We start from the raw sequence: 10,779 nt of genomic DNA, 5'->3' as shown, positions 1-10,779 counted from the left end.
CTATTTGTTTTTGGATATTTTGTCTAGTAGCTTCTCCTTTTTCTTTATTTTTTCTGAATTTAAAACTTTCATATTTTCTTGAAAGAATTCTTTGTTCTTTTTTTAATTTTCGCTCTAATCTTTTTACTTTTGAGGTTTTATTAATATTCTTAAACCTCATGGTATTACTTGCGATTAAGGTATCCTTGATTCCTAAATCACAACCTATACCACACGAATAAGGTTTATCGTTAATTATTTCTTTAATTTCTATTAGCACAGATACAAAATATCTTCCAGCTTTTTTAGAAACCGTACCACTTCTAACTTTTCCATTAGTCGGAATATACCCAAACTCCTTTAATCTTACCCATTTTAGGGTAGGAATATTTAATCTATGTCTATCTATTTCCCAGTCTGTTTTATTACTTTTGGGAAAATAAATACTAATATCTTGATTCTTTTTCTTCTTAAATCTAGGAAATCCACCAAGACATTTAAAAAATCTTTTAAATGATGTTTCTGCATCACATATAGCTTTTTTTCTAGCTTTAGAGCCACCAGTATTTATAAAGGAAAACTCATCTAATACTTTAACCTCGTTATTAATATATTTATCAAAGTTATTTGCACTAATAAATGCATCTTTTTTATCAATTTTTTCTTCTTTGAACTGATTATAAAGTTCAATATTTTTTGATATATAAAAGTTATATAAATATCTACAAACCCCAATACTTTGTTCTATTTTAAGTTTCTGTTGCTCTGTTGGTTTTATCTCGGTTTTGTATGCTTTTAACATTGTTCGTAGGTATAATACCTTCTATCCGTTGGCATTCTAAATATTTTTAATATTCCATCATTATCCCAACGATGCAAAGTCCTTACAGAAACATTTAGAAGTCCTGCAAATTCATTAAATTTATAGTTATTATTTTTCAATATAATCACCTCTAATTATATTGTTCTACATATGACTGTATTTATACATAATTTTAGTAACTAGTACCTTCCTCCTTAATTATTCAAATATCCATTATATATATAATAACATTTAAATATAAAGAATATAAATATTATTTTGCGTACTAAGAAGATAAATTTAATACTAGACAGATAATGTTTTAAGTTTTAAAATTAAATGTATTCTTATTTTGCATAAAGTTTATGCAAGATATAATTAGGAGGATTTATAATGTACGTTAATTTTATAAGAGAAGTTGTAGATACAGATGAGTTAAGAGAAAAGATAGAAACTGAAAGTTCTTTTAAGGTAGTTGCAGACCTTGCAAATGCTACTAAAAGAGAAGACTTTGCAGCTTTTGAACTTGAAATATCATTAAAAGATGTAAAAGCTGTTTTAGAGGAGAATGAAGTGGATTTAGACGCAATGTCTGAGGATGATTTATTTGATACATATTTAAATGCGGCAGAAGAAATTGCTGAAGGTTTAGCAGATATTATGCCAGACTATGCATTTATGGATGCTAGAGCTTATACAATATATGAGCTTGAGAATGTTGTTAAGTTAGTAGTTGCTACATGTCCTGAAAGACTTGGAGAGTTAAAACTTAATGATGTAATGAAAAGATTATTAAAACAAGTATACTAAAAGAGTTAGCTATCAATTTGATTGATAGCTATTTTTTTATAGAAAAGATACAGTATGTTTATAACGTAGTGTATCTTTTTTGATAAAGTTAATTAAGGGGACAGACGATAATATAAAAAATATACTTGGATGGTGGAAAGATGAAAAAGATAATTCTTTTAGTACCTATATTATTAGGTGGGATGCTAGTTAGTTGTGGAGAAGAACCAAAGGAAATAGAGAAAAAAGATAATAATATAAAAGTTAATAGTTATGTTAAAGCAGAGGATGCGACTATAAAGGAAGAACTTTTTTTAGTTGATGCAAAAACACAAGAAACATATTCATCAAGGATTGCAGAAACAAAGATTAATTACTTTTATTCATCTATAAAAGATAATAATAGAATTTATAGAGAGGTTATTAAAAATGATAATATAAATAATCCAAAGTCAGAAGTTTCTATGTTATCTGGAAAGGACTTAATACATAATGAGGGGAAGATGTATTATTCTAATACTCAAGATGAGGGGAAGATATACTATTTTGATGAAAGTGATTTTAATGAAGATATAGAAGCAGTAGCTCTAAATATTAGTAGTAGTAGAGACCTTGTTGCAAGTACTGATGGAATATTTTATATTAATGAGGATGATAATGAGAAAATATACTTTGTAAGTTATGATGGGAGTATTGATAAAGCTGTAACACAAGATAGGGGAGCAAAATTTATTGTATCTGATTCTGTGTTATATTATCAAAATGCGAGTGATGGATATAATCTATATGCAATAAATTTATTAGAAAATAAAAGATATAAATTAACAGATTTTTCAGTTGAAAGTTTCACTGTGGTAAAGGGTTTTGTACTAGCTACAAATAGTGATGACAATAATAGTTTATATTTTGTGAAATCAAATGAGAATATAGAAAAATTAAGTGATAGAAAATCATTTGAGTTAAAAAGTGATTTAAATAAAACAGAGCAAAATAAAAATAAATTTTACTATATAAATGAAAGTAGAGAGCTTATAGAGGCAGATATGGGCGAGGGTATGAAGATAAAGTTAGAGAAAAGAATTTCAAGAGATTCTGTAGAGGATTACTATTTTACGAGCGATAAGATAGTTATAAAAGATGAAGAGGAAGTATTAAAGTCATATAACAAATAAAAAGAAAAGGACTATCTCGGAATAGAAAATTCTATTCTGAGGTAGTCCTTTTTTATAAATTATTTTGTATTTTTAACAATTATATTTTCTATATCATTAATGCAAGATCCACAAGCTGTTCCAGCTCCTGTTACATCTTGAACTTCTTCTAATGTTTTAGCACCATCATTGATAGCATTTACTATGTCAGCCTCGCTTATGTTTAAGCAGTGGCATATTATATTATCTTCCATAAAACAAATTCTCCTTTTGTTAAAACAAATTCTCACTCTATTAAGAGTAAGTTATATGTTTATTTTACCATAAAATTAATAAAATATACAGAATTATTGTTAAATAATTCTGTATATTTTAGGAGAATTGATACTATTTATATGGCTACATAGATAGAACCGATTAATATTAGCACTATTCCAATAATTTTTTTAATTGTTATTTTTTCACCAAGTGCAAGTCTTGCAATAATTAAAGTCCACACATAAGTTATTGAAGTTAGTGGAATTACAACACTATAAGGTAAATATTTTAATGCAATAATATTTAAAATTGCAGCTGTTACATAGAAAAAGCCACCAACATAAATTTTCCAATTGGTAAATAAAGATAAAATTCCAGTTAAAGTATCTGTGCCTTTTTTAAAATAAAAGGCACCGAGTGCTCCAAATAATGTCATTATAGGGAACAATAAATATGCTTTATTCATTTTTTTCACCCCTTGCTATAAAGATAACTCCAATAATTATAATAACTATTCCAATTGTATGATTAGTAGTTATTTGCTCATTAAGGAATAGTGTTCCATTTATAAGTGCAAAAATATATCCAACACACATAAGAGGGTGAAGTATTGATAAATTTCCGAATTTAAAAGCGACTATCATAGATAAGGCACCAACACCATATAAGACAAAGCCAAGCAATATTAAAAGTATGTTACCACCTACCCCCATTTTCCAAAAAAGTTGTCCAAAAGATGTGCAAAGAGCTGCTAGTACTATAAGAATAATTCCTTTTGTTAAGTTTGTACTTTTCATATTATCACCTATTTCCATTTCAATACTTCATAAGTATCATTATTTTTCTTGAAGTTTATAAGATAAGCTTTTTTTACAAGGTTAAACATAGGTGTATCAGATAGTGAATCAGAGAAAGCTACAGAATTTTCTTTATCAATTGATATATTTTGAGATTTTAGATAAGTGTTTATTCTCACAACCTTTTCATCACCCTTGCAATTTATACCATCCATTTGATTAGTAACTTTATTTTGAGCATATTTAAATTTTGTACCAATGACAAAATTAACATATTCTTCATCTTCAAAGTATTTAAGATAAGCTTCAGGAGAAGCTGAAACAAGAAGAATAAAGTATCCATTGTTTTTAAGAACTTTCATTTTATCGAGTGCATTTGAAAAGATTTTTTCTTTTAAAATAGAATTATAAAAAGATTTCAAATCATCACTATTTAAATAGTTGAAAGTATAGAACATAGCTTCTTTAGCTTTTTGTGTATTAATAAGCCCTAGTTTATATAAAACAAGTTTTATATAAAGTGAAGGGAGCTTTGCTTTTGAGGCTGGATATTTTATTTTTGTATATTGCAGAAGATGAAACATTGAATCACCACTGATTATTGTTTTATCAATATCAAATATTGCAACTTTTTTAGATATCATAAGTAAATGCCTCCATTTTGTCTTTAGTAGTTTTATATTAAAGTATAAATATAATCACTTGAGTAAGATACTCAAGTGATTAGTTAGTTTATTTTACTATTGTATATTTCAAATCAAATTCTTTAGCCTTATTTATGAATGATTGTTCAAAGTTATTTTGATAAATAACTAAAGGTTTTGTAAATATATATTTTTTCACTCTGTTTGATTGATTGATTTTAAAATAAATCATTGTTGGAAGTATCATTGCTGAATTTACAAAAATTAAAATTAAAAGCAATAATCCAATAATTCTAGATATTTTAGATTTTTTTATCATCATCAGAGTTCCAACTCCAACAGGGATAAGCCAAACAAAGTTTATATATCTAGCCCACCAAAAAGCACCGGCAGCAAGGAAAGTTCCAATAGTAAATACAAGTGTTAGAACACTGTAAATAAGAGCTTTCTTATTTCTACATGATGCAAGTAGATAAAGCATACCTATAAATGATAGAGGTAGGAATATGATAGAATAAACTCCAAATCCTCTTATTCTAGCATCAACACCAGAATAGAAAGTGAGAACATGAGAGTTAACTTCAAAAAGTTCTCTAAGAGATGTTGCAGATTTACCATCTGGATTTGTGTTTGAAGGTACTGCTATCATAGATTTATAAAATTGTTCAAACTGTCCATCATATCTATAGTCTAATGGTGTATTAGAAGTCATTATATTTATTTTCCCTGTGCCAGCAAGTGGGTAAAGAGGATTTCCATTATTAATAGTATTTGTAATGTATGGGTTGAATCCTACAACGCATACAGTTATAGCAAGACTAGCAATAAGGAATATTAGAAGTCTTATATTGTATTTCTTTGAATTAAAGAAGAAACTACAAATTAAGAATGCTAAAAGAATTACTCCTGCATAGGCAAGTCCTGTAAATTTTATATTTGAAAGGAATATTGCTACATTCACAAGTGTTAGATATTTAAAGAACATTAAATCCTTATAGAATAATATTAATATTAAATTTATTATAAGGAAGATAACATAAATACCAAGCATTGAATCTACATAATAAGTAAAAGATTGCCCAAGTACAACTGGGTTAAGAACTAATAATAGAGCAGCAAATGCTGATAAGATTTTTCTTTTCTTTGTTATTAAATAGAATGTACCAAAACTTAATACAAGTAGTATTAATGGTAAGAATGAAGAAAGTATTTTTGCACTTTCAATTCTATTAGTAATTTTAAAAATACTTGCTGCAAATACACAAGATGCTTTTGCATAGTGCATTACCCAAATATTCATTGGTATATGTGATTGATAAAATGGATTCCATCCATTTTTTATAGCCATAACAGCCTCTTGGTGGTAAGCCATAGAATCGTATGAGTAGTCCCAAATTATATTATTTATCCATGCTAAAAGTGCAGCACTAATAAAAAAGAATATAAGTGAGAAAATCATAAATTTCCATGTAACATTTGATTTATCCTTATCAAGGAACAGTTTTGAAATAAACATAGCTATGATAGGGAAAACAAAAAAGTTAAAGCTAGTCATAGACACGTGTATTGCAAAAAGAAGTGTACTACCTATAAAAATACTTCCTATGTATATTAAAAACATAAAAGATATAAGTATTGAGTAAAATGAAATTTTATTATCCTTTAATCTTTCCATTGAAGCCTCCTATTAACTAAACCATAAAAGTATAATCATACTTGTAATGGCCCATAAAATAATATTCGCGATAAGAGGTTTATCAGTGATAAGTGCTTCAGTTGGACTACCACCTTCACCTTTTTTTATAACAAGATATTTATATCTAAATAATCCATAAACTACAAATAAATTAGTTATCATCATATAAGGATTTGGATGCCCTATAAAAGTATACATTGCATAACTTACAAGTGTGCAAGGTATAGATATATTTGATATTTCATTTAGTAAATCCTCAGAATAATCATCAAGAATTTTTCTATGTTCGTTTGCATTTCCTTGTAATTTTATAATCTCATTCTTTCTTTTTTCAAAGCCAAGGAATAAAGAGATAAAGAAAGTACAAAGTAAAATCCAACCTGATAGTTTTACATCAATAGCAATTCCACCAGCGACAACTCTTAAAATAAACCCAATAGCAATTGATATAACATCAACAATAACTATATGTTTTATTTTGAAAGAGTAAAGTACATTATTGATAAAGTAAAGTATTATTACAATAAACAATTCAAAATTAATCAGATAAGATCCAACTAAACTGATTGTAAGTAAAACTAAGAAAGATACGATAGCAGCAGGAACTTTAATTGCACCACTAGCTATTGGCCTAAGCCTTTTCTTTGGATGTATTCTATCTTTATCAACATCAACAATATCATTCATTATATATACTGTAGATGAAATTAAACAAAATAATACAAAAGCTAAAAGACTATATCCTATTTTTTTAGGCTCTAAAAAGCTGACTGAAAAAATAAGAGGTCCGACAACAAAGAGATTTTTCACCCATTGTTTTGGTCTCATTAGTTTAAGTAAGTTATGAATAAAAGATTTTTTTTGAATATTATTGCTATTTTCTTCTTCATTGGTAAAATTCATAATCTTATTCCCCTAAGTTAAATTTTTTCTAGTAAATTTATTTACCGAAAATTTGCATTTTTAATTATATCATAATATTTTTTGTGTGAAAAATTTTTTAGCTATGATAAAAATAGAATTTAAATATATTGCACATTAGAGATGAAAGAAGTAATAATATATACAATTAAATGAGAAATATGTAATATATAAATTTAAATTTTAAAATTTTTTTTAAAGAGTAATTTTATTTTGAAAAATATATTAATAAAATTTGAACAGTAGACACAAAACTGTAATAAAGAATCATTATACTTATAGTATATTAAAAGAGAAAAAATATAGCTTTATTATAGGTTATGGAGTCAACCGTTAACTGCAGAAATGCTAATGACTCCTACATATTTATCCTTATTGTAAAATAGTGTAGGGCTAAAGATAGGATAGTAACTTAATTCTTAGTTTATTACTAGCGAAGAAAAACTTGTAATATTTAGGAGGACTATAATATGGAAAGATCATTATTAGTATTCGTAGTAGGTTGCGGAGGATTTATAGGAGCATCATTAAGATATCTTATATCATTATGGGCGACAAAGGGAATAGGACCAGGCTTCCCATTTGGAACTTTAATAGTAAATATTTTAGGAGCTATCATAATAGGTTTTGTTACAGAAATGAGTTTAAGAACAAATGTAGTTTCACCAACAGCGAAGACATTTATAACAACAGGAATGATGGGAGGATTAACAACTTTCTCAACTTTCTCATTAGAGACAATAACAATATTCTCACATGGTAATATTGGACTTGGATCATTAAACATAATATTAAACTTAGGATTAAGTTTAGTTGGAGTTATAATAGGTCAATTTATAGCTAAAGTATTATTCTAATTTATAGCAATAAGTTTAGTTTATTTACATTACAAAAGTAGGTTATTTGTAATTATATCATTTAGTATTTATCAAAAAGTAATCTACTAAGAATTAAGTTATCAATAAAAATAATACTTAAAATAGTACAATTAAAGTTATCATATATGTATTTGGGGACTTAGGGTATGGTTTTATGAACAATAATATATGGTTAAATTGAAGTTTATTTCAAGGGAGTTGTAGACATGTTTAATAAAAACCAAAGTGAAGATAAGTTCTATAAAAAGTTTATTGAACAAGCAGAGAACGTATTAGAAGGAACAATAGTACTTAAGGATTTTCTAAATACTATGGATAATGAAACTATTTATACTCAAAAAATGCAAACATTAGAGCGCAAGGGCGATCAGATAGTGCATGAAGTAATAGCAGAGCTTAATGATACATTTGTAACACCAATGGATAGAGAAGATATATATAAATTAACTAAAAGATTTGATGATTGTATAGATTATACAGATTCAATTGTGAATAGTTTTATAATATATAATGTTAGTAAGTGTACAGATGCAGCAAAGGTTTTTGCAGATTATATTGTTGAGTGTGCAAAAGAGGTATTAGAGTTAATGAAAATATTGAGTCTAATGAAGAAAAAGCACGAAAAAAAAATCATACATAATAAAATTATAGAAATAAATAAAATTGAACATAAAGCAGATATTCTTTTTAGGGATACTGTTGGTAAGATGTTTAGAGAAGAAGAAATAGATGTCTTAGAAATTATAAAATGGAAAGACCTATATCAGGCATTTGAAAATACAGTAGATTCTTTTGAAGCTGTTGTAAATATTATAGGTGGAATTATTATGAAAACTGCATAGGATATCATAATAATTTTAAAAATTAAAAATAGTTAAACTCAAATGTTTAAAAAGGTCTAGAATTTTAATTCTAGGCTATTTTTTTATACTTTTTTAGAATCGAAATTATTTTAAAATTATATTTGTATCAGGTTAATATTAGGAAAATAAAATATAAATGGATATATAAAAATTGTATTAATATGGTATTATTAGTATTAAAAGTATGTTAAGGGGGTATTTATGAAGCTGAAAATATTAGGGTCAGGTGGATGTAGGGCACTACCAAGACCAACTTGTAGATGTAAAGTTTGTATTGAAGCTAGAAAAAAAGGTGAACCTTTTAAAAGGACTGGTCCATCTTTATTTATAGAGGGAGAGAATATATTAATAGATACACCAGAGGAAATAGTTTACCAGTTAAATAGAGAAGGAATAGAAAAAGTGAATTATATATTATATTCACATTGGGATCCAGATCACACACTTGGTATGAGAGTTGTAGAGCAACTACAGGAGTCTTCGTGGATAAAAGATGGTGGTAATCCAGTTCAGATTAGAGCTTTGAGAGAGGTCTATAATGATATAAATGATATTCAAAATAAGTTTGGTGGATATTTTGAGTATTATAAAAGCAAAAACCTATGTAAATTTGAATATAGTGAGAATTTTAAAGTAAATAATTTGACTGTGAAGTTATATCCTGTAAGGGGTAATATAATAGCTACAGTTTTTTTGTTTGAAGAAAATAGAGTTAAAGTTATATATGCACCTTGTGATATAAAACCATTTCCTTATATTAAGGATTTAGAAAATGTTGATTTACTAATAATAGGTTGTTTTGTACCAGATAATTTTATAACTGATGAAAAAATATTTGGTACAGATATAGTTATGTATAGTGATTTATATACAGCAAATGAGATTATTAAGATAAAAAAAGATTTAGGAATTAAAAGAGTTATAATAACTCATTTAGAAGAAGAGTGGAAGCTTAGTTATGATGATTATAAATTATTAGAAAAAACATATAATGGGGAAATAGAGTTTGCAAAGGATGGTATGAGTATAATTTTATAAAGTAAGGGGTAAGAATTTTGAGAAAAGTTAAAAAAAAAATAGAAACAAAGTATTTAGTTAGAAGGATTTTATGCTTAGGTATTTTAGTTACAGGCTTTTTTAGTATTATAAGTATGGGAAGAATAAGTGGAAAAAAAGTTAGTGATAAGGTAGCAAAGATTAAAAATTCATATAATATTGATATAAGTTTGGAAGAATTAAAAACAATATATAACTCATTAAATATAATTAAAACAGATTTTAAGTGGGATGGAGAATTAGAAAAAGGGAATAAGCCTAATAGAGTAATATTACATCATTCAGCTATAGAGAATATGACTATAGAGGATATTCATAATAAACATGCGGAAAATGAGTGGGCTGGTATAGGATACCATTATTTTATAGGAAAAGATGGGAAAATATATCAAGGTAGAGAAGAGAATATTATTGGGGCTCATGTGAAAAAAAATAATATTAATACATTAGGTATTTGTCTTGAAGGGAATTTTGAGAATGGAGAACCAACAAGTAAGCAGAATGGAAGCTTATTGGAATTATTAAGATATTTATTTTTAAAGTATGATATATCAACACTTGAGGGACATAGAGATAATGGAAAAACACTTTGCCCAGGAGAGAAGTTAAAGGTATCTCAAATAAAAAATAACTTGGATTTATTAATGGGAAAAGAAATGAATATAAAATAAAATAAAGAAATCTCAAGAGTTTTAATTAGAGTAAATTTAAAATAAATAATGTTTGATAAAAAAAAGGCTATAAATTTTGGCTAATGATAAAAGAAAGGCTATTTAATTGATATACTATCTATTAAGTAGGCCTTCTACTGATAGTATATCAATTAAAATGCTGTGTTATTATTGTTTTCAAGATATTTTGTTTTGAATTAGACACTTTAAGGTGATAAAATTTCTTAGAGAGAATTTTCAGGGAATATAACAGGGAATATAAATAGTTAGCAAA

The 10,779-nt window shown here is 26.6% G+C and carries 14 protein-coding genes and 1 riboswitch; of the genes, 6 read left to right on the top strand and 8 right to left on the bottom strand.

The annotated features are described in order from the left end of the window. Both Q0V24_RS10385 and Q0V24_RS10380 read right to left on the bottom strand, forming a co-directional pair. Positions 1-781, bottom strand: a 781-nt coding sequence (locus Q0V24_RS10385; protein ID WP_297521158.1) for a transposase, incomplete at its 3' end; no start/stop codon positions are given. Further along, positions 775-921: a MerR family transcriptional regulator gene (locus Q0V24_RS10380; protein ID WP_297521156.1), complete on the bottom strand. Its 147-nt coding sequence runs from the start codon at positions 919-921 to the stop codon at positions 775-777. The genes Q0V24_RS10380 and Q0V24_RS10385, both read right to left, overlap by 7 nt. A gap of 253 nt (positions 922-1,174) precedes the next feature. On the opposite strand from Q0V24_RS10380, the gene Q0V24_RS10375 reads away from it, so the two are divergent. Together Q0V24_RS10375 and Q0V24_RS10370 are read left to right on the top strand one after the other, a co-directional pair. Then, positions 1,175-1,591, top strand: a complete 417-nt coding sequence (locus tag Q0V24_RS10375; protein ID WP_297521154.1) for a hypothetical protein — start codon at positions 1,175-1,177, stop codon at positions 1,589-1,591. A 140-nt stretch (positions 1,592-1,731) separates the two neighbouring features. Then, complete coding sequence (locus Q0V24_RS10370) at positions 1,732-2,742, top strand: DUF5050 domain-containing protein (protein ID WP_297521152.1); 1,011 nt, start codon at positions 1,732-1,734, stop codon at positions 2,740-2,742. A gap of 59 nt (positions 2,743-2,801) precedes the next feature. On the opposite strand, the gene Q0V24_RS10365 is transcribed toward Q0V24_RS10370, so the two are convergent. The 6 genes from Q0V24_RS10365 to Q0V24_RS10340 all read right to left on the bottom strand — a co-directional run bounded on the left by Q0V24_RS10365 (position 2,802) and on the right by Q0V24_RS10340 (position 7,019). Next, on the bottom strand, positions 2,802-2,975 hold the full coding sequence (locus Q0V24_RS10365; protein ID WP_297521150.1) for a (2Fe-2S)-binding protein: 174 nt from the start codon (positions 2,973-2,975) through the stop codon (positions 2,802-2,804). A 137-nt stretch (positions 2,976-3,112) separates the two neighbouring features. Next, on the bottom strand, positions 3,113-3,445 hold the full coding sequence (locus Q0V24_RS10360; protein ID WP_297521149.1) for an EamA family transporter: 333 nt from the start codon (positions 3,443-3,445) through the stop codon (positions 3,113-3,115). Further along, on the bottom strand, positions 3,438-3,776 hold the full coding sequence (locus tag Q0V24_RS10355; RefSeq protein WP_297521147.1) for an EamA family transporter: 339 nt from the start codon (positions 3,774-3,776) through the stop codon (positions 3,438-3,440). Before Q0V24_RS10355 ends, Q0V24_RS10360 begins: the two co-directional genes overlap by 8 nt. A gap of 8 nt (positions 3,777-3,784) precedes the next feature. Further along, on the bottom strand, positions 3,785-4,420 hold the full coding sequence (locus Q0V24_RS10350) for an HAD-IB family hydrolase (RefSeq protein WP_297521145.1): 636 nt from the start codon (positions 4,418-4,420) through the stop codon (positions 3,785-3,787). Positions 4,421-4,508: 88 nt separating this feature from the next. After that, a complete protein-coding gene (locus tag Q0V24_RS10345; RefSeq protein ID WP_297521143.1) occupies positions 4,509-6,095 on the bottom strand; it encodes a hypothetical protein in 1,587 nt (528 codons plus the stop codon). 12 nt (positions 6,096-6,107) lie between these two features. Continuing rightward, positions 6,108-7,019 (bottom strand): decaprenyl-phosphate phosphoribosyltransferase, encoded by a 912-nt coding sequence (locus Q0V24_RS10340; RefSeq protein ID WP_297521141.1) that lies wholly within the window; start codon positions 7,017-7,019, stop codon positions 6,108-6,110. Positions 7,020-7,344: 325 nt separating this feature from the next. Continuing rightward, positions 7,345-7,405, top strand: a riboswitch (Fluoride riboswitch). Positions 7,406-7,507: 102 nt separating this feature from the next. Here Q0V24_RS10340 and crcB point away from each other — a divergent pair. From crcB to Q0V24_RS10320, 4 genes are all read left to right on the top strand, one after another. After that, entirely contained in the window at positions 7,508-7,894 is a 387-nt protein-coding gene (gene crcB, locus Q0V24_RS10335) for a fluoride efflux transporter CrcB (protein WP_297521139.1), read from the top strand. A 227-nt stretch (positions 7,895-8,121) separates the two neighbouring features. Next, positions 8,122-8,757 carry a DUF47 family protein gene (locus Q0V24_RS10330; RefSeq protein WP_297521137.1) on the top strand — a complete coding sequence of 212 codons (636 nt, stop codon included), beginning with the start codon at positions 8,122-8,124 and terminating at the stop codon, positions 8,755-8,757. Between the two features lie 222 nt (positions 8,758-8,979). Continuing rightward, positions 8,980-9,816 carry an MBL fold metallo-hydrolase gene (locus tag Q0V24_RS10325; protein WP_297521135.1) on the top strand — a complete coding sequence of 279 codons (837 nt, stop codon included), beginning with the start codon at positions 8,980-8,982 and terminating at the stop codon, positions 9,814-9,816. 17 nt (positions 9,817-9,833) lie between these two features. Then, complete coding sequence (locus Q0V24_RS10320) at positions 9,834-10,505, top strand: peptidoglycan recognition family protein (RefSeq protein WP_297521133.1); 672 nt, start codon at positions 9,834-9,836, stop codon at positions 10,503-10,505. Positions 10,506-10,779: the final 274 nt, after the last annotated feature.

It is taken from the genome of uncultured Clostridium sp. (genome assembly GCF_947039605.1).
In the GTDB taxonomy this organism is placed as follows: domain Bacteria; phylum Bacillota; class Clostridia; order Clostridiales; family Clostridiaceae; genus Sarcina.
The sequence above is the reverse complement of the archived record's forward strand: the minus strand, read 5'-3'. Positions and strand labels throughout refer to the sequence as shown.

Excerpts from the sequence above, each read along its gene's own strand:
- Q0V24_RS10375 (WP_297521154.1), top strand. The coding sequence starts at position 1,175 with ATGTACGTTAATTTTATAAGAGAAGTTGTAGATACAGATGAGTTAAGA.
- Q0V24_RS10370 (WP_297521152.1), top strand. The coding sequence starts at position 1,732 with ATGAAAAAGATAATTCTTTTAGTACCTATATTATTAGGTGGGATGCTA.
- Q0V24_RS10365 (WP_297521150.1), bottom strand. The coding sequence starts at position 2,975 with ATGGAAGATAATATAATATGCCACTGCTTAAACATAAGCGAGGCTGAC.
- Q0V24_RS10360 (WP_297521149.1), bottom strand. The coding sequence starts at position 3,445 with ATGAATAAAGCATATTTATTGTTCCCTATAATGACATTATTTGGAGCA.
- Q0V24_RS10355 (WP_297521147.1), bottom strand. The coding sequence starts at position 3,776 with ATGAAAAGTACAAACTTAACAAAAGGAATTATTCTTATAGTACTAGCA.
- Q0V24_RS10350 (WP_297521145.1), bottom strand. The coding sequence starts at position 4,420 with ATGATATCTAAAAAAGTTGCAATATTTGATATTGATAAAACAATAATC.
- Q0V24_RS10345 (WP_297521143.1), bottom strand. The coding sequence starts at position 6,095 with ATGGAAAGATTAAAGGATAATAAAATTTCATTTTACTCAATACTTATA.
- Q0V24_RS10340 (WP_297521141.1), bottom strand. The coding sequence starts at position 7,019 with ATGAATTTTACCAATGAAGAAGAAAATAGCAATAATATTCAAAAAAAA.
- crcB (WP_297521139.1), top strand. The coding sequence starts at position 7,508 with ATGGAAAGATCATTATTAGTATTCGTAGTAGGTTGCGGAGGATTTATA.
- Q0V24_RS10330 (WP_297521137.1), top strand. The coding sequence starts at position 8,122 with ATGTTTAATAAAAACCAAAGTGAAGATAAGTTCTATAAAAAGTTTATT.
- Q0V24_RS10325 (WP_297521135.1), top strand. The coding sequence starts at position 8,980 with ATGAAGCTGAAAATATTAGGGTCAGGTGGATGTAGGGCACTACCAAGA.